The sequence below is a fragment of the Xylanibacter brevis P6B11 genome, assembly GCF_000621825.1.
Classification (GTDB): Bacteria; Bacteroidota; Bacteroidia; order Bacteroidales; family Bacteroidaceae; genus Prevotella; species Prevotella brevis.
Map to the genome: position 1 here is coordinate 124,467 of NZ_JHXG01000007.1, position 24,613 is coordinate 149,079.

Annotated in this window: 17 protein-coding genes; 10 read left to right on the plus strand and 7 right to left on the minus strand. The window is 53.4% G+C overall.

Annotation, left to right across the window (positions count from 1 at the left end; translation table 11 throughout):
- Positions 1 to 64: 64 nt before the first annotated feature.
- Positions 65 to 1,654: an NAD(P)/FAD-dependent oxidoreductase gene (locus T496_RS0103415; RefSeq protein ID WP_027449503.1), complete on the minus strand. Its 1,590-nt coding sequence runs from the start codon at positions 1,652 to 1,654 to the stop codon at positions 65 to 67.
- Between the two features lie 94 nt (positions 1,655 to 1,748).
- Here T496_RS0103415 and thrA point away from each other — a divergent pair, with 94 nt between their 5' ends.
- The 4 genes from thrA to thrC are packed head-to-tail and all read left to right on the plus strand — an operon-like array spanning position 1,749 to position 8,014.
- Complete coding sequence (thrA, locus tag T496_RS0103420; RefSeq protein WP_027449504.1) at positions 1,749 to 4,220, plus strand: bifunctional aspartate kinase/homoserine dehydrogenase I; 2,472 nt, start codon at positions 1,749 to 1,751, stop codon at positions 4,218 to 4,220.
- 2 nt (positions 4,221 to 4,222) lie between these two features.
- Entirely contained in the window at positions 4,223 to 5,536 is a 1,314-nt protein-coding gene (locus tag T496_RS0103425) for a cofactor-independent phosphoglycerate mutase (protein ID WP_027449505.1), read from the plus strand.
- Positions 5,537 to 5,560: 24 nt separating this feature from the next.
- The gene (locus tag T496_RS0103430; RefSeq protein ID WP_027449506.1) at positions 5,561 to 6,634 is read left to right on the plus strand and encodes an AI-2E family transporter; all 1,074 of its coding nucleotides are present in this window, start codon (positions 5,561 to 5,563) and stop codon (positions 6,632 to 6,634) included.
- Between the two features lie 48 nt (positions 6,635 to 6,682).
- The gene (gene thrC, locus T496_RS0103435) at positions 6,683 to 8,014 is read left to right on the plus strand and encodes a threonine synthase (protein WP_027449507.1); all 1,332 of its coding nucleotides are present in this window, start codon (positions 6,683 to 6,685) and stop codon (positions 8,012 to 8,014) included.
- Here the strand turns inward: thrC and T496_RS0103440 are convergent.
- Positions 8,000 to 8,731, minus strand: coding sequence for an ABC transporter permease (locus T496_RS0103440; RefSeq protein ID WP_027449508.1), 732 nt, complete (start codon positions 8,729 to 8,731; stop codon positions 8,000 to 8,002). The genes thrC and T496_RS0103440 overlap by 15 nt on opposite strands.
- A 61-nt stretch (positions 8,732 to 8,792) precedes the next feature.
- Positions 8,793 to 9,350 carry an ATP-binding cassette domain-containing protein gene (locus tag T496_RS0103445; protein ID WP_027449509.1) on the minus strand — a complete coding sequence of 186 codons (558 nt, stop codon included), beginning with the start codon at positions 9,348 to 9,350 and terminating at the stop codon, positions 8,793 to 8,795.
- Between the two features lie 449 nt (positions 9,351 to 9,799).
- Between T496_RS0103445 and T496_RS0103455 the strand changes: the two genes are divergently transcribed.
- The 4 genes from T496_RS0103455 (at position 9,800) to epsC (ending at position 15,412) form a co-directional block, all read left to right on the plus strand.
- Positions 9,800 to 10,792: an agmatine deiminase family protein gene (locus tag T496_RS0103455; RefSeq protein ID WP_027449511.1), complete on the plus strand. Its 993-nt coding sequence runs from the start codon at positions 9,800 to 9,802 to the stop codon at positions 10,790 to 10,792.
- Between the two features lie 38 nt (positions 10,793 to 10,830).
- Positions 10,831 to 11,700, plus strand: a complete 870-nt coding sequence (locus T496_RS0103460) for a carbon-nitrogen hydrolase (protein WP_027449512.1) — start codon at positions 10,831 to 10,833, stop codon at positions 11,698 to 11,700.
- Positions 11,701 to 12,065: 365 nt separating this feature from the next.
- Positions 12,066 to 14,258: a glutamine synthetase III family protein gene (locus T496_RS0103470; RefSeq protein ID WP_027449514.1), complete on the plus strand. Its 2,193-nt coding sequence runs from the start codon at positions 12,066 to 12,068 to the stop codon at positions 14,256 to 14,258.
- Between the two features lie 239 nt (positions 14,259 to 14,497).
- Positions 14,498 to 15,412 (plus strand): serine O-acetyltransferase EpsC, encoded by a 915-nt coding sequence (gene epsC / locus T496_RS0103475; protein ID WP_027449515.1) that lies wholly within the window; start codon positions 14,498 to 14,500, stop codon positions 15,410 to 15,412.
- A gap of 62 nt (positions 15,413 to 15,474) precedes the next feature.
- On the opposite strand, the gene T496_RS0103480 is transcribed toward epsC, so the two are convergent.
- The 4 genes from T496_RS0103480 to T496_RS14630 all read right to left on the minus strand — a co-directional run bounded on the left by T496_RS0103480 (position 15,475) and on the right by T496_RS14630 (position 22,321).
- Entirely contained in the window at positions 15,475 to 15,990 is a 516-nt protein-coding gene (locus T496_RS0103480; protein ID WP_027449516.1) for a hypothetical protein, read from the minus strand.
- Positions 15,991 to 16,062: 72 nt separating this feature from the next.
- The gene (locus T496_RS0103485) at positions 16,063 to 17,253 is read right to left on the minus strand and encodes an MFS transporter (RefSeq protein WP_155808626.1); all 1,191 of its coding nucleotides are present in this window, start codon (positions 17,251 to 17,253) and stop codon (positions 16,063 to 16,065) included.
- A gap of 3 nt (positions 17,254 to 17,256) precedes the next feature.
- Complete coding sequence (locus T496_RS0103490) at positions 17,257 to 18,528, minus strand: MFS transporter (RefSeq protein ID WP_027449518.1); 1,272 nt, start codon at positions 18,526 to 18,528, stop codon at positions 17,257 to 17,259.
- A gap of 70 nt (positions 18,529 to 18,598) precedes the next feature.
- A complete protein-coding gene (locus T496_RS14630) occupies positions 18,599 to 22,321 on the minus strand; it encodes a DUF4922 domain-containing protein (RefSeq protein WP_081783529.1) in 3,723 nt (1,240 codons plus the stop codon).
- Positions 22,322 to 22,403: 82 nt separating this feature from the next.
- Between T496_RS14630 and rlmN the strand changes: the two genes are divergently transcribed.
- A complete protein-coding gene (gene rlmN / locus T496_RS0103500) occupies positions 22,404 to 23,480 on the plus strand; it encodes a 23S rRNA (adenine(2503)-C(2))-methyltransferase RlmN (protein WP_027449519.1) in 1,077 nt (358 codons plus the stop codon).
- 21 nt (positions 23,481 to 23,501) lie between these two features.
- On the plus strand, positions 23,502 to 24,596 hold the full coding sequence (pdxA, locus tag T496_RS0103505) for a 4-hydroxythreonine-4-phosphate dehydrogenase PdxA (RefSeq protein ID WP_027449520.1): 1,095 nt from the start codon (positions 23,502 to 23,504) through the stop codon (positions 24,594 to 24,596).
- Positions 24,597 to 24,613 lie beyond the last annotated feature (17 nt).

Consider the following 24,613-nt stretch of genomic DNA (forward strand, 5'->3'; position numbering starts at 1 on the left):
TTTACAGGGTTAATTACTATCTGTGAGCAAAGATACGGAATAAAAATGAAATCACCAAGCTTCTTTACACAATTTTTTCCATATAGAGGGCACACATCTCTGCGCATCGTTCGCCATCGACACCTGCCGACACGATGCCCCCAGCATAGCCGGCTCCTTCACCACAAGGGAAAAGACCCTCTACCTGAACATGTTGCAATGTCTCGGCATCGCGAACAATACGTACAGGCGACGATGTTCGTGTCTCCACGGCAATCATCACCGCCTCGTTAGTCAGGAAACCATGAGCCTGACGTCCGAATGTCTTGAAGCCCTGTTGCAGACGGGCTGAGATAGACTTAGGCAACCAGAAATGCAGCGGCGAAGCTATCAATCCTGGGGCATACGAGCTCTTAGGTAGATCGCTGCTCAGTCGGCCATTGACGAAGTCGGCCATACGTTGTGCCGGTGCCGTTTGCTTCATATTTCCCTGTTGCCAGCACATCCTCTCCAATTGTTCTTGGAAATGCATCATGGCAAGCGGAGACGCCTTCTCACTAGTTATGTCTTCAGGGCGAACCTCCACTACCATACCCGAATTGCTCCATTGCGTGCCACGATTGGCAGGACTCATACCGTTGACCACGATTTGTTCAGGACCCGTGGCAGCAGGAATCACAAAACCACCAGGACACATGCAGAACGAATAGACGCCACGTCCCTCCACCTGTGTCACAAACGAGTATTCTGCAGCAGGCAACCATTGGCCCCTACCCTCTTTGCGGTGATACTGAATCTGGTCTATCAACTGCGACGGATGTTCCAGTCGTACACCCACAGCAATACCTTTGGCCTCAATCTGGATATTGGCTTCTGCCAAATAGCGATACACATCACGTGCCGAGTGGCCTGTAGCCAGAATGACAGGACCGGTGAAGGTCGTCATGAGTGGAGAAACGTGAGAAGCATCCGTAGAGACTGCTTCGCACCCTATGACCTTACCATTCTCGGTGATCAGGCGCGTCATCTTTGTCTGGAAATGCACCTCACCACCACAACGGATGATTGTGTTGCGCATCGCCTCGATGACCTGAGGCAGTCGGTCGGTACCTATATGCGGATGAGCATCGGCCAGAATATTGGTCGAAGCGCCATGCTGACAGAACACGCGCAGTATCTTCTCTGTGTTGCCACGCTTCTTAGAGCGAGTATAAAGTTTTCCATCAGAATAAGCCCCAGCACCGCCTTCGCCAAAACAATAGTTACTCTCCCCGTCCACCTGTTGGGTGCGTGAGATGTTGGCAAGGTCTTTTTTGCGTTCATGCACATCCTTGCCTCGCTCCAGCACCACAGGGCGATAGCCCAGTTCAATGAGTCGGAGGGCAGCAAAGAGTCCGCCAGGACCAGCGCCCACCACAATCACCTGCGGACGTCCACTCACATCATGGTAGTCCACATGCTCGTATTCATCGTCAGTAGGCAGCTCGTTCACATATACACGCACCTTCAAGTTCACGAAGATGGTACGTTGACGAGCGTCTATCGAACGTTTCAACACACGCACAGCCTTCACAGTGCTGATGGCCAGTCCCTGTTCTTCGGCAATATATTTGCGGAGCACCGCCCCGTCGGCTGCCACCTGTGGCAACACGCGTAATTGGTATTCGTTTATCATTTCAAGTGCAAAGGTACAAAAAAAATATTCTATCATCGTCGGTATTTCACATTTTTTACTTACCTTTGCACCTTGTAATATAAAAACTAAATCAATGAAAGTACTGAAGTTTGGCGGCACCAGCGTAGGTTCCGTAGATAGCATCCTCAGTTTAAAACGTATCGTCGAGGCCGAGAAGACACCCGTTATTGTAGTAGTCAGCGCCCTCGGTGGCATCACAGACCGCCTTATTGCCACCTCGAAAATAGCTTTGGCTGGCGATGAGATGTGGAAGACCGAGTTCAACAGCATGCGCATGCGCCACCTGGACATGATTGACACGCTTTTCAAAGAACAGGAAAAGCATCAGCAACTGACAGACATCATCAACTCGCTTTTCGAAGAACTGAAATCCATATATTATGGTGTTTATCTGATTCACGACCTCAGTCCTAAGACCGAAGCCACGATTGTGAGCTACGGCGAGCGCCTGAGCAGTCATATCGTGGCTAGCCTGATTCGCGGTGGTCGCCGCATGAATAGCCGTGACTTTATCCGTACGGTCAAGAAACAGGGCAAGCACGTGCTCGATGCCGAGTTGACCAATCTCCTGGTGAAAGATGCCTTTGCGCCGATTTGCAATGTTGCCGACAGCAGCACCGTGGCCGTAGTGCCAGGCTTTATTGCCCGCGATCGTGACACCAACGAGACCACCAACCTCGGACGTGGTGGTTCTGATTATACTGCTGCCATCATTGCTGCAGCGCTCGATGCCGAAGTGCTCGAGATATGGACCGACGTAGATGGCTTCATGACTGCCGACCCTCGTGTCATCAAGACAGCCTACACCATCAACGAGCTGTCGTATGTCGAGGCTATGGAGCTGTGTAACTTTGGCGCCAAGGTGGTTTACCCGCCTACAATCTATCCTGTGTGCGTCAAGAACATACCAATTAAGGTCAAGAATACCTTCAATCCCAGTCATCCTGGCACCCTTATCAAGCAGAAGATTGAGAACGACTCGAAGCCTATTAAGGGTATCTCGTCAATCAGTGGTACCACGCTAATCACGGTGACGGGTCTTTCGATGGTGGGCGTTATTGGTGTCAACCGTCGCATTTTCTCCACATTGGCAGAGAATGGTATATCCGTCTTCATGGTATCGCAGGCCTCGTCAGAGAACTCTACCTCTATTGGTGTTCGCGACGAGGATGCCACACAAGCCGTAGAAGTACTGAACCAGGAGTTCGCCAAAGAAATTGAGACAGGTGCCATGTTCCCCATGCATGCCGAGAGTGGTCTGGCCACCATCGCTATCGTGGGCGAGAATATGAAGCATACACCAGGCATCGCTGGTAAGTTGTTTGGCACGTTGGGGCGTTCTGGTATCAGCGTGATTGCCTGTGCCCAGGGAGCTTCCGAGACCAACATCTCGTTTGTGGTCGACGGACAGTATCTGCGCAAGTCACTCAACGTATTGCACGACTCGTTCTTCCTGTCGGAATACAAGGTGCTCAACCTCTTCATCTGTGGCATCGGTACCGTGGGTGGCAACCTCATCGAGCAGATTCGTTCGCAATACGACACTTTGAAAGAGACGCGCCAACTGAAACTCAACGTGGTGGGCATCGCCTCTTCCAAGAAGGCCGTGTTCAATCGCGACGGTATTGACCTGAGCAACTACCGCGAACAGTTGCAGGATAGCGACATCAGCAAACTAAAGCAGGAGGTTATCGGTATGAACATCTTTAATTCGGTGTTCGTAGATTGTACAGCCTCTGAACAGGTGGCAAGCCTCTATCAGGACTTCCTTGACCACAACATATCGGTGGTTACAGCCAACAAGATTGCGGCTTCGTCAGCCTACGACAATTATGCCAAGCTGAAGCAGACAGCCTTGAAACGAGGCGTGAAGTTTCTCTTTGAGACCAACGTAGGCGCTGGGTTGCCTATCATTGGTACCATCAACGACCTGCTTAACTCTGGCGACAAGATACTGCGTATCGAGGCTGTACTCAGTGGCACACTAAACTTTATCTTCAACACCATATCTAAAGACACCCCCTTCTCCGAGACGGTACGACAGGCCAAAGAGAAAGGCTATTCAGAACCCGACCCACGTATCGACCTTTGCGGCAAAGACGTGATCCGCAAGCTTGTCATTCTGACACGCGAAGCTGGTTATAAGGTAGAGCAAGAGGATGTTGAAAAGCACCTATTCATGCCCGACAGCTTCTTCGAGGGCACACTCGACGAGTTCTGGAAGAACCTGCCTACGCTCGATGCCGACTTCGAAGCGCGCCGTCAAGAACTGGACAAGGAGCAGAAGCGCTGGCGATTTGTGGCCAAAATGGAAACCAATCCTACAACCACCAACGGCAAGCAGCCCGTGTTCAAGACTTCCGTGTCGCTGGAGGCCGTGGGTCCTCGTCATCCGTTCTACGGACTTGAGGGGTCGAACAACATCGTGCTGCTCACCACCGAGCGCTATAAAGAGTATCCCATGCTTATCCAGGGCTATGGTGCTGGCGCCGGCGTTACGGCAGCAGGCGTTTTCGCAAATGTTATGTCAATAGCAAACATCTGATTATGAAACATCTCATCATTTTGGGCGATGGAATGGCCGACCACAAGGTGGAACGACTGGGCAACAAGACGTTGCTGCAGTATGCCAGACCTGAATATATGAACCGTCTGGCTAAGGCTGGACGTACAGGCCGCCTGATCACGATACCTGAGGGTTTCCAACCTGGTTCTGAGGTGGCCAACACGGCCATCCTAGGCTACGATCTGAACCAGGTGTACGAGGGCCGCGGCCCCCTGGAGGCGGCATCTATTGGTTACGAGATGCAGCCCGACGACCTGGCGCTGCGTTGTAATATCATCACCCTCGAGGATGGTAAGATTATCACTCATAATGGTGGAAACCTCCAGACGGAGGATGCCCGTGTGCTGATTGACTATCTGAACGAGCACCTGGCAAAGCCTATCAACGACAAGGCGGGTTACGAGCTTGTGAAGTTCATTTGTGGCATCCAGTATCGCCACCTGCTCGTCATCAAGGGTGGTAGCAAATACATCACTTGTGCACCGCCACACGATCATCCGAATGAGGAGTGGCGCAGACTCACCCCCCAGCCCCTCCCTGAGAGGGAGGGGAGTAATTACTCTCAAGACAATGAAGAAACGAAAAAGGTAACCACTCCCCGCCCTCACAGGGAGGGGCTGGGGGCGGGTCTCACAGCTGATCTCCTCAACACTCTCATAGTGCGCTCTCAAGAACTCCTCGTCCAGCACCCCTTCAACCAAGCGCGTGCTGCACGTGGCGAACGTCAGGCCAACAGCATCTGGCCTTGGAGTGGAGGCTATCGTCCCTCTATGCAGACGCTGATGCAACTGTACCCACAGATTAAGTCGGGCTCCGTTATCTCGGCTGTCGATTTGATTCAGGGCATTGGCAAATATGCTGGTCTTCGCATCATCAAGGTGCCTGGAGCCACAGGACTTGCCGACACTAACTACGAGGGTAAGGCGCAGGCAGCTATCGATGCCCTACAAACCGACGACTTCGTCTTCGTACATGTAGAGGCCACCGACGAGGCAGGACATGATGGCGACCTAGAGCTGAAGCTCAAAGCCATCGACTATCTCGACAAACGCCTCATCAAACCCATTCTCGAGGCGACCGAGCAGATGAGTGAGCCCGTGTGTATCGCCGTGTTACCAGATCACCCCACCCCTGTAGAACAACGCATCCATGTCAACGAGCCAGTGCCTTTCCTCATATATTATAAAGGTATAGAGCCCGACGACGTCGAGTACTACGACGAGGAGTCGTGCGTCGCAGGTGGCTATGGTCTGCTGCGCCTCAATGAGTTTATGCAGACCTTCATGAGCATTTAGTATCACTCAAAAACAACCAGAGGTATGGAACACAAGACCATCACATTCGACGCTTTTGTCAGGGGCATCATGGGGGCCATCATCTGCGTGGCCATCTACCTGTTGCTCAACCGTCTGAGCAGCGTACTCACCCCGTTTTTCATTGCGTGGTTCATAGCCTACATGCTGCTGCCTCTGGTCAAGTTCTTCCAGTTCAAGTTGCGCTTGAAATATCGCATCGCAGGCATCATCTGCGCTTTCATCACAGTAGGACTGGTGGCGTGGGGTGGCTTCATCCTGATTGTACCGCCTTTCATCGACGAAGCAGCCAAGATCAAGGACCTCGTTATCAGCTATGCAGAAAACAATGCCACGCTGAGCAACATCCCCGATGCACTACAGACGTTCATCCACGAGCACCTCAGCGCAGAGAATATCAAGGCCATCGTGTCGCAAGAGGGATTCATCACAGAGATGAAGGCTGCCGTACCGCGTCTGTGGGACTTTGCCAGCCAGTCTGTCAATATGGTGATGGGATTGTTCTCGCTGACCATGATAGGCCTCTACACGCTGTTCATCCTGCTCGACTACGAACGCATGTCCACAGGATGGGTCAAGATGCTGCCCCTGAAATATCGTAAGATAGCCCGTCAGGTGGTCACCGACCTTGAGACCGGCATGAACCGTTATTTCCGCGGACAAGCCATGGTGGCCTTCTGTGTGGGAGTGCTCTTCAGCATCGGCTTCCTCATCATCGACTTCCCCCTAGCTATCGCCTTGGGCATGTTCATTGGCCTGCTCAACATGGTGCCCTACCTCCAACTGGTAGGCTTTGTCCCCACCATCATGCTGGCCATCGTCAAATCAGCCGAGACAGGTCAGAACTTCTGGGTGGTGCTAGGCATGGCGCTGCTGGTCTTTGCCATCGTGCAGGCCATCCAAGACACTATTCTCACGCCTCGTATCATGGGGCGTGTGACGGGGCTCAACCCTGCCCTCATCCTACTCTCGCTGTCTGTATGGGGCGCCTTGCTGGGCTTGCTGGGCATGGTCATCGCCCTGCCCATGACCTCACTCTTGCAGACCTACTACCAGCGATACATCATCAGGGAGAAATAAGGAGGAAAACAGAAAAGAAAATACAGAAACTGAATATTATAGATATATATGAAATACTATAGCACGAACGGAAAAGCTCCCATGGCCGACCTTCACAAGGCCGTGGTAAAGGGATTGGCAGAAGATCGCGGACTGTATATGCCCGAACGTATCGACAAGCTGCCAGCCGAATTCTTCAGCAACATGCCGAAGATGAAGTTTCAGGATATCGCCTACAACGTGGCCAGTGCCTTCTTTGGCGACGATGTGGATCTAGACAGTCTGCAAGATTTGGTTTACGACACCTTGCAGTTTCCCTGCCCCATCGTCAAGGTGAAAGAGAACATCTACTCGCTGGAACTCTTTCATGGCCCTACGCTGGCATTCAAGGATGTGGGCGCACGCTTCATGGCACGCCTGCTGCAATACTTCATCAAGCAGGAAGGACGCCACGAGACGGTCAACGTGCTCGTAGCCACTAGTGGCGACACCGGCTCTGCCGTGGCCAATGGTTTCCTGGGCGTAGAGGGCATCCACGTATATGTGCTCTATCCTAAAGGCAAGGTAAGCCCCATCCAGGAATGCCAGTTCACCACACTGGGACAAAACATCACCGCCATCGAGGTGGATGGTGTCTTCGACGACTGTCAGCGCCTGGTGAAGAGTGCCTTCATGGATGCCGAGCTCAACAACCACATGAAGCTTACCTCGGCCAACTCCATCAACGTGGCACGTTTCTTGCCTCAGGCGTTCTACTACTTCAATGCAGTAGCTCAACTCTCAGCCCTCGGCCATCAGACATCAGACATCACCATCTGTGTACCCTCTGGCAACTTTGGCAACATCTGTGCTGCCCTCTTCGGTCATCAGATGGGCATGCCCGTGAAGCGCTTCATCGCTGCCAACAATGCCAACGATATCTTCTATAACTACCTGCAGACGGGTCAGTATAACCCCAAGCCCTCTAAGCAGACACTGGCAAACGCTATGGACGTAGGCGACCCCTCAAACTTCGCCCGCATCATCAACCTGTACAGCGAGAATGGCAAACTCTCGCCCGAGGAGACCCACCAGCGCATCACCTCGCTCATCAGCGGCGCCACCTATAACGACGAGCAGATACGCGAGACCATGCGCCAGTGCTACAGCGAGACTGGCTATATCCTCGACCCCCACGGAGCCTGCGGCTATCGCGCCCTCGAAGAGCAACTAAAGCCTGGCGAGATAGGCATCTTCTGCGAGACAGCCCATCCAGCTAAGTTTAAAGAGAAAGTCGATGATATCCTGGGCATCGACGTTGAGATACCCGAGCGCCTGGCTGCCTTCATGAAGGGACAAAAGCAAAGTGTGCCCATGACGAAGGACTTCGCCGACTTCAAGGCCTTCCTACTTGCCCAGTGACGAGAAGCGCTCGGCCAGTGTCAAGAACAGCAATGTAGCCACCACCGAGGCCACAAAGGCCGCTGCCATCAGTAGCAGCGTGACAGCTACCGCGCCCAATGGCTGGGCACCACCCAGCAACATACCGCAAAACAATGTTGGCATAGCCACCACCAGTGGCTGTGCCATTTGTTTTATCTGTGCCATCACCGAGGCCCTCAAAGCTCGCTTTACGCTAGGCATCAGTGTTTCCAGTCTAGTAGCACCGTTGGCCGTCAGGTAGGCCCTGTGTGCCGTGGTGTGTCTCAGGCTGCTGGCATAGGTCTGCATCATCTGCACCACAGCCGTTGTCAGATAGTACAACAGCACGCCCACCACGGGGACCATGGCCCTGCTACTCAGGCACCACATCAGCAAGCCGCCCGTCAGCATGGTGCTGCCTACCACGGCGCCTGCCACGGGCAACATCATGTTGCGCTGTTTCAGTCGGCCTTCCATCATACACCAGCCAGTGGCCAGTGTCAGCATGGCCACAAGCCATAGTCCGCTGATCCATATCGAGTTGTAGTGATACACCACCCAGGCGCCACCGCCCACCACGATCATCTGCAGCGTCAACGAGGCAAAAGCCTTGAGTATGCGCCACAGCGACTTATTGTCGGCCCATGCCAACACGGCTACAGCCCCTGCCAGTAGCACGAGCAACATCACCACGCCTATATTCGATTGTATTTCCATTGTTCTCTATTTTTAGCTTATTAAAGTTTTGAAAATGTTCAGGACGTCCCTGTGAGAAACGCTATAACTCCACGACGATATGGGCAGCTTCCACGATGGCCTGTTCTGCACTTGTAGCCACCACCAGCTTTCCCTCTTCCTGCGCCAGTTGCCGCAAATAGCCGGCACTCTCTGGTGCAGGGTTGTCCACCAGCAGAATGGGCTTGTGTCTCAGCACCGCCACAGCCAGCAGGCGTGCCTTCTCGCCATCCGCTCCCGTGCGTTTCATCTCTTCGGCCAATATACCATTAGAGATAGGCAACTCACGGTTAGCCTTCAGCGCAAACACCTCCTGCACCGTGGGCGGTTCATAGCGCTTCACCTCACCCTCGGCCGTCAACCGATCGGGAGCATAGGCCATCAGCGCCCTAAACTCGTCGGCCATCTCTGCCGACAATGGTTCGCCATCTATGCACACGTAGCCACTCTTCACCGCCCTCAAGCCCATCATAGCCAGCAACAGGCCCGTACGGCATGCTGCCGTGCCACCGGTCAGGCATACCATCTGCCCCTCCTCGGCGAGCATCGACACCGTCCTTTCGGCTCCCTCTATCAGAGTTTCGTTCAGTTCCAGCACCATTTTTCGTTCACTTTCTATTGTTTTGTGCAAAGGTACGATTAAGCGAGTAAAGAACAAAAGAAAAAACCGTTTTTTTCTTTTTTCTTTCGAGCGATAGTACCTTAGACGCAGTCAAAGGTACGATTAAGTGAGTGAAATGCAAAAGGAAAACTCGTTTTTCTTTTTTCTTTCGAGCGATCAAACTGTTATCGCCATACTTACGGCGATCGCCACTAGCCTCGGCGTGGCTAGTTGTATGAATTAACCCCTCCCTTCCGCTGAACTCCCCTCCCTTCAAGGGGAGGGGCTGGGGTGGGGTCTGTAACTTCTTTGCAGTTAGAACAATACTGCCCCCACCCCCAACCCCTCCCCTACATGGGAGGGGAGTGCCAAAGGTACTATCGTTCGGAAATACAAATAAAAAGCGAGCTTTTCTTTGTATTTCGCTCACTTATTTGTACCTTTGCACCATGAAAACTAACAAGAGACGGATGCTGGCCGAATGGGAGGCACAAAGCATGGTGCAACTAACATGGCCTCACAGGGATACGGACTGGGCGCCTATCCTACACGATATCACGGCTGTCTACAGAAATATGGCTCGCGAAATTGCTAAGCGCGAGGCTTTGCTCATCGTCGCTCCGGCATCGCTAAGCGCCGAGCTTGGCAAGATGGAAAATGCGAGCATCACTTCTTTCACTTCTAACGATACGTGGGCACGTGACCACGGCTTCATCACCGTCGAGGAGGACCAGCAACTGGTGCTGCTCGATTTTCAGTTTAATGGTTGGGGTGAGAAGTTCGAGGCCGAGCGAGACAATGCCATCAACCGCCACCTGTATGATCAGGGACTGGTGAAGGGTGCCTACGAGCAGCATCTGGACTTTGTGCTGGAGGGTGGCTCGATAGAGAGCGACGGACAGGGCACGGTGTTTACGACCAGCTGCTGTCTGATGGCGCCACACCGCAACCAGCCTCTGACGCAACTGGAGATAGAGGAGCGACTGAAAGCATGGTTGGGCGCCGAGCGCGTGGTGTGGTTGAACCACGGCAGTCTGATTGGCGACGACACCGACGGACACATAGACACGCTGGTGCGCATCTGTCCTAACGACACCATAGTATATACAGGTGGCGACGAGGCGCATCCTGACCTCAGACTAATGGAAGAGGAACTAAGAGGGCTGCGCACCATGGGGGGCAAGCCCTACCGACTGCTGAAGCTGCCTCTGCCCCGCCCTGTATTCGATGAGGAGCACAACCGCTTGCCTGCGACCTATGCCAACTACTTGGTGATTAACGGGGCGGTACTGGTGCCTACCTACAACCAGCCGGATTTGGATGCCGAGGCAATGAGCATCATCAGCCAGGCGTACCCCGACCGCGAGGTGGTGGGCATAGACTGCATGGCGGTGGTGTGGCAGCACGGTTCGCTGCATTGTTGCACGATGCAATATTATTAAACCCATAGTACACTTGAAGGAGCTGACCCAACGAGCATATGAAAATAGGAATCATACAACAACACAACACGGCCGACGTGGAAGGCAACAAGCTGCGACTGGCCGAGAAAATCAGAAAAGTGGCACGCGAGGGTGCCGAGCTGGTGGTGCTGCAGGAGTTGCACAACGGGCTGTACTTCTGTCAGGAGGAGGACGTAAACACGTTTGACCTGGCAGAACCGATACCTGGACCCTCTACCGAGTTCTATGGTGCACTGGCCAAGGAGCTACAGGTGGTCATCGTGACCTCGTTGTTTGAACGCCGCGCACCAGGCTTGTATCACAACACAGCCGTGGTCTTGGAGAAAGACGGTTCTGTGGCGGGCAAATACCGCAAGATGCACATACCCGACGACCCTGGCTACTACGAGAAGTTCTACTTCACACCTGGCGACATGGGATTCAAGCCTATCGACACCTCTCTGGGCCGATTGGGCGTGCTGGTGTGCTGGGATCAATGGTACCCCGAGGCTGCACGACTGATGGCGCTGGCGGGGGCTGAGATGCTGATATACCCCACTGCCATCGGTTGGGATCCGAACGACACTCCCGAGGAGCAGGAACGCCAACGCATGGCGTGGCAGACGGTGCAGCGCGGACATGCCGTGGCCAACGGGTTGCCCGTCATCACGGTGAATCGTGTAGGAGAAGAGAGGGGCCAAGACCAGAGCAAACAAACCTTCTGGGGCACGAGCTTCGTGGCTGGGCCACAGGGCGAGCTGCTCTACGAGGCACCCACCAACGAAGAGGTAGAGACGGTAGTCGAGGTGGACCTGAAGCGCTCTGAACAGGTGCGCCGCTGGTGGCCTTTCCTGCGCGACCGCAGAATCGAGGCTTATGGCGACATCGTGAAGCGTTTCAGAGATTAGGAGCCTCCCCCAGCCCCTCCAACTGGAGGGGAGTATGGTTCCTTCCTTTCGTGGGAGGTTTAGCCTGCTTCGCAGGGAAATTTTTCAAAATTGAAAACAAAATTTCTCAATTTAATTTTCTTCGCTGCAAGGATAAAAATCCTGTTTAATTTTGAACCAAATTCTGGAAAATTTCCCGCCGTAGGCGGCTCCAATCGTGGAGAAATACAAATAAAAAGCGAGCTTTTTTTGCATTTCGCTCGTTTATTCGTACCTCTGACTGCGTCCAAGGTACTTGCATTCGAAAGAAATAATAAAAAGCGAGTCTTTTTATTTTGTTCTTTGCTCACTTATTCGTACCTTTGCAGGCAAAATTAGACAAGACAATGACAAATAATTTAAGATTTCAGGTAGTAGAAGAGGCGTTCAAGAAGAGCGCCGTCAACGTGGAAGTACCCAGCGAACGTCCGTCAGAGTATTTCGGCAAGTATGTGTTCAATCGCGAGAAGATGTACAAATACCTGCCAAAAGATATCTACGACAAGCTGGTGGATGTGATTGACAACGGGGCCCGTCTGGACCGCTCTATAGCCGACGCTGTGGCTGCCGGCATGAAGCAGTGGGCCATTGAGATGGGATGCACACACTACACCCACTGGTTTCAGCCTCTGACCGAGGGCACTGCCGAGAAGCACGATGCCTTTGTGGAGCACGACGGCAAGGGTGGCATGATGGAGAAGTTCTCTGGCAAACTGCTGGTACAGCAGGAGCCCGACGCCAGCTCATTCCCCAACGGTGGTATCCGCAACACCTTCGAGGCGCGCGGCTACTCTGCATGGGACCCAACAAGCCCTGTGTTCATCATCGACGACACGCTGTGTATCCCCACCATCTTCATCGCCTATACTGGCGAGGCACTAGACTACAAGGCTCCGCTACTGCGCGCATTGCATGCCGTGGGCAAGGCTGCCAAGGATGTGTGTCAGTATTTCTATGACGACGTGACCAAGGTACAGGTGAACCTGGGTTGGGAACAGGAGTACTTCTTGGTGGACGAGGGCCTCTACTCGGCCCGCCCTGACTTGCTGATGACAGGGCGCACGCTGATGGGTCATGAGAGTGCGAAGAACCAGCAGATGGACGACCACTACTTTGGAACGATACCCGACCGCGTGCAGGCGTTTATGAAGGACCTGGAGATTCAGTCGCTGGAACTGGCTATCCCTGTAAAGACACGCCACAACGAGGTGGCACCCAACCAGTTTGAGCTGGCTCCTATCTTTGAGGAGTGCAACCTGGCGGTGGACCACAACATGCTGCTGATGTCGCTGATGAAGAAGGTGGCACGCAAGCATGGCTTCCGCGTGCTGCTGCACGAAAAGCCGTTCGATGGCATCAATGGCAGTGGTAAGCACAACAACTGGAGCCTCAGCGCCGACAATGGTGTGCTGCTGCATGCTCCAGGCAAGACACCAGAAGAGAACCTGCGTTTCGTGACCTTCATCGTAGAGACACTGATGGCGGTATATAAGCACAATGGCCTGCTGAAGGCTTCGATCATGAGTGCTACCAATGCTCACCGTCTGGGTGGCAACGAGGCACCTCCTGCCATCATCTCCAGCTTCCTGGGCACGCAGCTCACGGAACTGCTGAACCACATTGAGACATCAGAGACCAACGAACTTTTCAACCTGAAGGGAAAGCAGGGCATGGTCATCGACATTCCTCAGATTCCCGACCTCATCGTGGACAATACCGACCGTAACCGCACATCGCCATTTGCCTTCACAGGCAATCGCTTTGAGTTCCGTGCTCCTGGTTCCAGCGTGAACTGTGCCAGCGCTATGATTGCGCTCAACGCTGCCATGGCCGAGGCCCTGATTTCGTTCAAGGAGCGCGTGGATGCCAAGATTGCCAAGGGCGAAGACAAGATTCAGGCGCTGCTAGAGGTGCTGAAAGACGATGTGAAGACGTGTAAGCCCGTGCGCTTCGATGGCAACGGATACAGCGAGGAATGGGTGAAGGAGGCTGCCCAGCGCGGACTCGACGTAGAGAAGTCGTGCCCCGTGATTTTCGAGCACTACCTGGACGAGGCAAGCATCAAGATGTTTGAGAGCACCAAGGTGATGAACAAGAAGGAGCTGGAGGCTCGCAACGAGGTAAAATGGGAGATGTACGTGAAGACCGTACAGATAGAGGCGCGCGTGCTGGGCGACCTGGCCATGAACCACATCATACCTGTGGCCACGCACTACCAGTCGAAGCTGATTAAGAACGTGCAGGGCATGAAGGAGGTGTTCGACGCCGAGCGCGCACAACGCCTGTCAACGCGCAACATGAAACTCATTGAGGAGATTGCCGAGCGCACGGAGAAGATAGAACAGCTCGTTGACGACCTGACCGAGGCGCGCCGTGTGGCCAACCGCATCGACGATATCCACCAGCGTGCCATTGCCTACCACGACACGGTTTGTCCGAAGATGGAAGCTATACGCTACGAGGTGGACAAACTGGAGCTCATCGTAGAGGATGGACTCTGGACACTGCCTAAATACCGCGAGTTGCTGTTCATCAGGTAATATCGAGGTACGAGGTACGAGGTGCGAGGTACGAGGATAGATTCGAGGTACGAGGATAGATTCGAGGTACGAGATACGAGGTACGAGGTACGAGGATAGAAAAATCCGCCAGCAAATCTGACCTCGCACCTCGTACCTCGCACCTCGCATCTCGCACCTCGCACCTCGCATCTCGCACCTCGCACCTCGCATCTCGCACCTCCGACAAAAAAAACAATAAATAACAAAAAAAGACATAAATGGAACAGGACGGACTGAACGAAGTGCTACAGAGAAACGTAGCCAAACTGTCGAAGTTGTCGGACCGCGAGCGCGACATGATGCCCGCGGGCTCGGCACCGATGCCAAGCGTAGAGGAGGTAAGGCGCATTGTGAGCCTGTGTAAGGATATCATCTTCACCGACTACTTCCACAAACGTCAGAGCGACGAGAAGATGCGCTCTTACCACATAGGCGTAAGCATGGACGAACTGTACGCCCTGCTGAAACGACAGATAGCCCGCGGCATGCAGTTCTGCGAGGATTGCGACTGCACAGAAGACGCCGTGCTACGGGCTGCCGAAGATCTGGCACTGAAGTTCATCGATGAGTTGCCCGAGGTGAAGCGTCTGCTATACACCGACGTGGAGGCTATGTTCCAAAGCGATCCCGCCGCCACCAACTATGGTGAGGTGATATACTGCTATCCGGTGATGAACACCATGACGCACTATCGCATTGCTCACGTGCTGCACAAGATGCAGGTGCCTGTGATACCACGCATCATCACCGAACAGGCACACTCGAAGACGGGTATCGACATTCATCCAGGTGCCGAGATTGGCGAATACTTCGCCATTGACCACGGCACCGGCGTGGTGATTGGCGAGACGGCCATCATCGGCAACCACGTCACGCTGTATCAGGGTGTGACACTGGGTGCAAAGAGCTTCCGCTATGATGAGAATGGCAACATGCTGAACATCCCGCGCCACCCTATCATCGAAGATCATGTCACGGTCTATTCAAACGCTTCTATCCTGGGGCGCATCACCATAGGCCACGATTCGGTGATTGGTGGTAACATCTGGGTGACGAACAATGTGCCGCCCTATTCGCGCATACAACAAAGCCGAGCCATCGATGCCTCGTTTCAAGGCGGACTTGGCATCTAGCCGGCAAGGAAATATGGAAATGATGATATAGAAAAGCAAGAAGAGTAGGCTCTCTAGAGGGCCTACTCTTCTTCGTTAAAGTCTTTTGCCTGACGGCTGTAGTATGTTTCGTAGTAATCGTCGGGCGAGTCCACTTTTATCAAATTGAAGGATGCCAGCGGTCTGCCCGTGGCAGCATCGTCGAAATAGCCCTTGAAGCGCATGCGTCTACCCACCCAGTAGGTATCAAAGTCGCGTATCACCACGTGCGTGCCATCGTCATAGTGCATGTGGATGCGTCCGCGCTTCACGCTCCAGGTGAAGTAGGCCTTGGTATAGCGACGCGTGTGGTAGTTATAGTCTATTTCATAGCCTGAGCCACCATTCATCCACGAGCCATTCTGTTCGAACATAATCTCTGTGTCGTATTCATCGTCTGTGGCATAACCACGATATGAATAATACTCACCAACGATAGAGCCCTGCCATACGCCCTCCAGGTCGTAAGCTAAAGCAGCGTCTTCGTCGCAACTGGTGAAAGCCAGCATCACAGCCATCATCGCCATGATCATCTTGGTATATGCGTATATCTTTTTCATAACACTTATGTTTTGTTTGGTTTATCTATGGCAAAAGTACATCTTTATTTTCAATTGGCAATAGAGAAATGCCTATTTCAACGTAGGGATTTTCCTAATTGTCCAGGTGGACACGAGGGGTACTGCACTCACCACGAGGGCTACAAGGAAGGTGTAGTAATAGCCCACAGCCGACTGGAGCACACCTGAGAGCAGACATGAAAGCATGAGTGAAAGGGCCATCAGCGACTTGCCCACCTCGCGATTGGACACGTGGCGAAGCACCCAGAGATAGGCGGCAAAGCCAAAGCCATAGGTGGTTTGTTCGAGAAACACGCCGAGGCTGATGATGAGCAGAGAGGAGGGTTCCCAATAGCCCATCAGCGCATAGACGGCACAGGGCACCACCATCAGCAGGGCCATGGGCCACAGCCAACGTGCGAGGCCATCGCGGCGCAACACTCTGAAGCCCATCATACCACCAATGGTCAAGCCTGTGATGCCTACGGTGCCCATCACCAAGCCGAACTCCTGGGGCGACAGACCCAGTCCGCCACTACTGGGGGCATCGAGCAGGAAAAGGATGCCTACCTTAGCCTGCAGTCCCACGGCAAAGGGATAGAGAAACAGGAACGGGGCTCCTATGTCATGCAGCGAAGGCAGCGAACGGTGTACGTTGGTTTCAGCATGATGCGAGTGGCGTGGGAGCATGGCGTGGTGCAACATACAAAACAGCAGGAACAGGCCTGCCAGAATATAAAACGTAGCCTGCCACGAGTAGAAGCGGTCGTAACGATAGAACACCTGCATATTGCCCACCATCATCACCAGCACGCCCTGGCCCACAATCACAGCCAGCTTGCGTGCCAGTTCTTTCACGCGCACAAAGGTGGGCAAATGATTGTTGCGTGTCACCTGACGATAGAGGCCGTCAACGGCCACGTTGTGGATGGCAGTCAGCCAGGCTATCAACAGCAGCATGGCAACGGTGTGACAGGTAGAGGTCATCAAGAACGACAGCGCAGCGAACGACAGGGCCAGAAAAATTTCGGAGATGTCTATCCACGTCGTGAAGTGCTGGGGACGCACCACGTAGGGCTTCCACCAGAACTTGCTGACCCAGGGAATGTGAAACAAGGCCACACAGCTGAGTGCGGCACTACTCGACAGTCCCATCTGCCTCAGCATAATGAGCGACAGAAACATCACCATGACATAGGCTATCCCCTTTGCAAAATACAAAGTGGATAGCCATACCAATGGTGTGTTCTGTGTGTGCATCATTATTTATTTCTTCTTGCCAAACTCTGGGTCAATCTTCAGGAATGCACAGATGATAAAGGTGGCAGCACAGCAAATCATGGTCCACACGAAGAAGTGTTGATAACCGATGGTCTCTTGCAGCCAACCAGCCATCATGCCTGGCAGCATCATACCCAGTGCCATAAAGCCTGTGCTCATGGCATAGTGGGCTGTTTTGTGCTCACCCTCAGCAAAATAAATCAAGTAGAGCATATAGGCGGTGAAACCAAAGCCGTAGCCAAACTGCTCAATAAAGACGCAGCCATTAATCAGCATCAGGTCTTGGGGCTGGGCATAGCTCAGATAGACGTAAACCAGGTCTGGCAGCGTGATGGCACAGACCATAGGCCACAGCCAGCGCTTCAATCCGCCATGGGCTGCAGCAATACCTCCCAGGATGCCACCGATGGTCAGGCCGATGATACCTATAGTGCCATAGACGATACCCACCTGACTGGTGGTTAGGCCGAGTCCGCCATCCTTGACGGGGTCGAGCATAAAGGGATTGATAATCTTCACCAACTGTGCCTCTGGCAGGCGGTAAAGCAGCATAAAGAGGATAGCCACCAGCGCGTTCTTCTTGGTAAAGAACGTGCGGAAGGTCTCTACAAACTCCTTCAACACGGTGGAAGGGGTGACGTCTTTAGAGGGTCTGTCGCTGGCGGGTTTGGGGAGTATGAACTGGTGATAGGCAGCTGCCACCAGGAACAGGGCAGACATCACGCCAAAGGTCACCATCCAAGCATAAGAGATATTGTCAGTCTTCTCTTCTAGCCATCCTGCCAGTATCACCAGCAGACCTTGTCCTGCCACTGTGGCAATGCGGTAGAAGGTGCTGCGGATGCCTACATAGAACGACTGCTCGTGGTCGTCGAGGGCATGCATATAGTAGCCATCGGCAGCAATATCATGGGTTGCCGATGTGAACGCTACAAGCCAGAAGGCTGCCAGCGTCAGGCGGAAAAACATCGAGGTGGGCAACGAGAATGCGATGCAGGCAAAGCCAATGGCAATGATAAACTGCATGGCTACGGTCCACCAGCGCTTGGTTTTCATCAGGTCAACAAAGGGGCTCCAGAAGGGTTTGATGACCCAAGGCAGATAGAGCCAGCCAGTATAGAGGGCGATGTCGGTATTGGATATGCCCAGTCGCTTGTACATGATGGTTGAGATGGTCATCACCGCTACGTATGGCAGCGCCTCAGCCATGTAGAGCGTTGGTATCCACGCCCAGGGAGTTGTGCGTTTGTTATTCATAGATTATTTATTATTTAGATAAATTACTTCCACGACAGGTTGTTTTTCAGCGTCGGCAACGTTGGTGGGATTAATATACTTGCTTAATTTCTGCACCTCTATAATAATATAGGAGTATTTCGTCGTATCCATAACCTTTCTCACCCATCACGGCAGCGCCTATCTGACAGAGGCCTACGCCGTGGCCCCAGCCGCGTCCGCTCAGAATGATGCGGTCGTCGTGCTGCTCTACATCGAAGTCAGAGCTATACAGATGGCTCTCGCTGAGTGTACGACGAATCTCGAGTTCCTTGCCGATGATAAACGTACGCTTGGAACCTACAATCTTCAGTCGCCAGATGCGACCACTCTTGCCTCTGTCCAGAGGTACCAGGTCGAGGATATCACCCAGGTCCATCTTCAGCTTGCGGTTTACCAACTCGCTGAGTTGCTCGCGCGTGTACTCCACACGCCAGCGATAGAAGTCGGGGGTCTCTTGGTCGTAGTCGTTCAGCACCTGCTGCAGCACGCGCTTGTCTTTGGTGTTGCAGAAGGGGTCAACCACGGATACAAGGTATGGTTTGGGCGTATCTTCCCAACAATACTGGAACTCCTCGGTGCGTCCACCGCAACACTTCGAGAAGCGTGCGTCACACAGTTCGCCGGCATAGACCAGCACCTGTCCGCGCGTCTGGCGGATAGCTTCTGCTACAGCAGGAGAAGAGGCACGCGTGATGCCCTGATAGCGCTGACAGTGGTCGTCGGCACAGACATCAAACAGGGTGTGCTCTTCGCGATCGTGCCAACGCAAGAGCTCGTCGTCTTTCTTGATAAACGAGAAGAAACCGGTGGCATGCTGAGCGTCCTGGCGACGCTGTTTCTGCGACAACAGCCAAGAACGCGAGATGACGGCATGGGCCTTCAGCAACTCGGGCGACGAGGTGGCACTCATCTCGCTCGAGATGACGCTTTCGAGATACTGTTCTACAGGCAGTTCGTTGATAGCCAACACTTTGTCGCTCTCTACCACCAGTCGCAACGTGCCACGGAAGGTCTGCTGTTCCTGGCGCTCCCAATGGAACCCAACACCAATAGTGACGTCGTTGAGCGAGAACGAGGCGGCATCGTCTTGAGGCAGGAAGCGCAATTCGCGATACTGCTGGCCACGCCACAACAGACCACCCTCGGAGATGCTCACCTTCTGAGGACCTGTCAGCGTCTCGCCCTTGGCTGTATACGAGCCATTGAGCTGGAATTCGAGCTTCTCACCACTAACAATACCCACGGTGACAGAGGGTTCGCCATCAGCAGCAATAGACTTGATCCACTGTGCAGCAGCAGAATCGGACTTAGGGGTCAAGAAACGCTGCTTCAGTCGTTCAACCAACGTCTGCAGGGCTTCGTCAGAGATGGCACACTCGCGTAAGATGGCAAAGGCGCTATCGGCATCAATGCGCTCGAAGTCCTCGCGGCGTGGGGTGATAATCAGGCCTGCCATATCCAGGGCACCAGGACTAATCATCATCTGCTCGTCATCGGCTTTGAAGTAGCAGTCGGGGCGATGCTTCTGGCGTGGGAATACCACTACGATATAGTTCTCGTCTTGCTTCCACGACACGATGTTCATCATGGGCTCTGTCTCGCCATCGACCAGGGGCATCACGTCGTGAAGTCTCATAAAGAGGCGCTCTGCGCTGCGGCGCTTAGGCGAACGGATGACCAGTGCCGGACAGGGATAATCTTCTACCACATAGATACCTGTGTCTTCGTCTTTCTGTACCACGGTGACCAGGTTGCGCGACAATCGCTGCCACTCTTTCTGCAAGGGCAATACGCCTGTGCTGCCAGCCTGCAGATGGGCATGATCGGGTGCCGATGCGCCACAACGCGGACCATTATAGAACACGGTCAGCTCTGGGTATTTGTCCAACAGCTGCATCATCTCGCCAAACATAGGGCGGATTTGCTGCGGACGATGGCGGCGAACGGGTATCGTGAAGTGCATGGGGAGTATGGGGAATGGGTTGACCAGCAACTCGTAGTTGCCGTCCAGCGTCTTCATCATCTGTTCCTGCGGACGATTCTTGGCACAAAGGAAACAGGGGCGCTCGGCCAGTGCTTTCTTTGAGATATTGGCGCCTGTGGAGCCGATGCGGGCAGGATTATATTGCACTTTCAGGTCAAAGGTGGCCTGGTCGGCATTCTGTGGTGCCAGCTCGCGAACCTCCACATGTTCAAGTTCGCGATAACGGCGACGCGTATCGGGCCACACCTTCATCTGGCGGAAGAAGAATCGGTCTATAGCACTGTCGCACAGATCATGGTTTCCTGCGTTCATGCGCTGACGTGCCTGTATCTCCAGGGTGCGAAGACGGTCCTTGTACAGGTTGTTGGCATTGATGCGGTCTATGCTGAGAGCGGCATCGCTATTGCCACCCCATCGGCGACACAGGTAGAGCTCGTCGTAGATGCGACCTATGCGATAGCAGCGCGAGAACATCAGACCCATGGCGTAGTCTTCGCCATAGCTGGTGTTGGGCAACTGGAACTGGCGCAGCAGGGGTGTGAAGAAGGCACGCGGAGCACCAAGTCCGTTGATACGCAAGGCGTTGTTAGGACCATTCTCCTCGGTCCACTCCTTGTGGGCGATGAGTCCTGGCGGAAGGGTGTTCAGTTCGAAATCGCACATGCGATAGGAGCCTACTACCATGGCAGCCTTCTGTTCGCGGAAGGCATTGACAATGGTCTGCAGAGTCTTTGGCGAACTATAGAGGTCGTCGGAGTCCAGCTGTACGGCAAAGCGTCCGCAATGGGTATCGTTCACGGCCAAGTTCCAGCAGCCTCCGATACCGAGATCGGTTCTTTCGGGTGTTAAAACGATAAGTTTTCCGGCAGCAAACGATTGGTTTACTTCCTTTAAAAGGGCACTTGTGTTATCGGTAGAATGATTATCCACCACGATAACATTATACTTAAAGGAAGTCTCCTGACTCATGGCACTCTTCACGGCATCGACGATGGTCTTCTCGCGATTATACACGGGAATGATGACCGAGGCCTCCACGGCAAAGTTCTGCTCGTCGTAATCCACGTCGATCACCTCGGAAGGGTCAACCAGGGCATTGATGGCTTTCAGATGCTCGGTGGCCACCTGCTCCATCTCTATCTGCACATCGCGGTTGGCGGGGTTCACATAGTCAAACTGTTTCACCCCTGAGGCACGGTTGTCGTACTCTACCTCGGTATAGAGCAACTCGTTCAGGTGCAAAAGGGCACCCTGTCGACTCAGGTAGAGGCGCAACTGATAGAGTCCGCCATATATATACAAGGTATCGGCCTCTTCCTGTGCCCAGCGGCGCATCAGGGAGCCGCGCAAAAGCCAGAGTGAACCGAAGTCAAAATCATCACGGATGGAGCCCAACTGATAGTCGATGGCTGGATGCTTCTCGACAGACTGCTCCCCACCCTCGCCTATTTTCTTCTCCCAGTGGTCGGCATAGACCATCGAGGCCTGACTGTCGTTGGCTGCCTGAGCCATGCGTTCCAAGGCGCCTTCGCCCAAGGACAGAGGTACAGGTTTTGTCAACAAGACGACATAGTCGGATAAAGACATCTGTGCCACCTGCTTCAGCGTTTCTGTGGATGTCACGTCCTTTACCACCAACGTGGTGCACTCCTCTGGAATGACGTCAAGAGGTTTGTTGACAAGCAGACAAATATTGCGCACCATGACACTGCCACGCAGTTGCTCCAGCACAGGAGCCACGTCTTGTACATCATTACAAGGCATGAAAAAATCAATCGTCCCTTTCATCGTTTTAGAATTTTATGTGCAAAAGTAATCATTTTCAACGAAATTGACGAAACATCTCGAAAAAATTACGTACCTTTGCAGCATGAACAATAGAAAAAAAGTGCTCATGGGCCTTTCTGTTTCACAACTGAAAGAGTTGGTGAAGCAACTTGGCATGCCAGCCTTCACAGGCGGACAGATTGCTAAGTGGCTATATGATAAGCACGTGAAGAGCATCGACGAGATGACGAACCTCTCGAAAGCCAACCGCGAACGACTGGCCGAGGATTTTTGCGTGGGAGCCATGGAACCCCTGCACTGCCAGCGCTCGGTGGATGGCACCGTGAAATACTTGTTTCCTGTTAGGTGCTCGGAATTTGCTGACAGCGCTGAGAATGGCGACAACAAGGCGCAGAAATTCGTTGAGACGGTATTCATACCCGATGGCGACAGAGGTACGCTGTGCGTGTCTAGCCAGGTGGGATGCAAGATGAACTGCTTGTTCTGTCAGACAGGCAAGCAGGGTTTTGAGGGCAGCCTGACTGCTGCCGACATTCTGAACCAGATCTATTCGCTGCCAGAGCGCGAACTGCTGACCAACATTGTCTTTATGGGACAAGGAGAACCGATGGACAATCTGGACAGCGTGCTTCAGGTCACCAATCTCCTGACAGCGCCAGACGGCTATGCCTGGAGCCCGAAACGCATCACGGTGAGCTCTGTGGGCGTGAAGAACAAGCTCAAGCGCTTCCTCGACGAGAGCGAATGCCACGTGGCCATATCTATGCACTCACCACTGCACGAACAGCGTCTCAGTCTGATGCCGGCAGAGAAGGCAATGCCTATCGCCGAGACGGTGGAGCTGCTGAAGCAGTATGACTTCACCCACCAACGCCGCTGCTCGTTCGAATACATCTGTTTTGGCGGACTCAACGACTCGTTGACACATGCCAAGGAGATCATCAAGCTGGTTGAGGGCCTGGAATGTCGCGTCAATCTGATTCGTTTTCACGAGATTCCAGACGTGGATCTGCCCAGTGCCAATGAAGCTCGCATGGAACAACTGCGCGACTACCTGACGCAGCACGGAGTGTTTACCACCATCCGAGCCAGTCGTGGACAAGACATTTTCGCGGCCTGCGGCTTGCTGAGCACGGCACAGAAGTCACAACAATCCTGATAATACTATCAATAACTAAATATGGAAGAAAAGAAAATCAGGGTAGCTATTACCCACGGAGATACCAACGGCGTAGGTTACGAAGTCATTCTCAAAGCCTTCGAAGACCCCGCAATGTTGGAACTATGCACACCTATCATTTATGGCTCGCCCAAACTGGCCGAATACTATGGTAAGATGTTAGAGGCGATGCCACGCTTCAACGTCATCAAAGATGCCAACGAGGCACGCGACGGACAGCTGAACTTGCTGGAAGTTATCAAAGGTGAAGTTAAAGTGGACCTGGGCACACCAACCCCCGAAGCAGGCGAGGCTGCCAAGGTGGCCATCGACTGCGCCATCGAGGACTATAAGAGAGGAGCCTTCGACGTGCTGGTCACCGCGCCTGTATTCAAAAACAGCATTGGCGGATTCAATGGCCACACCAGTTACATTGAGCGCCAGATGAACGACGGCAAGAAAGGTCTCACCATCCTGATGAACGATGGTCTGCGCGTAGCACTGGTCACCAACCATGTGGCAATCAAAGACGTGGCTGAGTCTATCACCAAACAGAAGATTGTAGAGAAGACAATCCTCTTCCACGAGTCGCTGCGCCGCGACCTGCGCATTGCCAACCCACGTATTGCCATCCTGGCTCTGAACCCTCGCTGTGGCGAGGATGGGGCTCTTGGCGACGAGGAACAGGAGATTATCGTTCCCGCTGTCAAGGAACTGGCCGAAAAGAGTATTCAGGCCTTCGGTCCCTATGCTGCCGATGATTTCTTCGGACATGGCAGCTACAGCTACTTCGACGGTGTACTGGCCATGTACCACGACCAGGGACAGACTCCTTTCAAGACGCTCACGCCTGAGAACGGAGTGCGTTTCACCACCGGACTCGACATGGTGCGCACGGCACCTGCACATGGTGCCTACTTCAATCTGGCCGGACGCAACGAGATGGACGCACAGTCTATGCGCAACGCCATCTATGCGGCGCTCGACATCTATCGCAATCGTCACAACTACGACGAGCCTCTGGCCAACCCGCTGCCAAAGCTCTACCACGAGAAGCGCGACGAGAGCGAGAAGGTGCGCTTCCGCTCACAGCCTAAGAAAGAGCAAAATCAGTAATTTTTCTGCCAGAATTG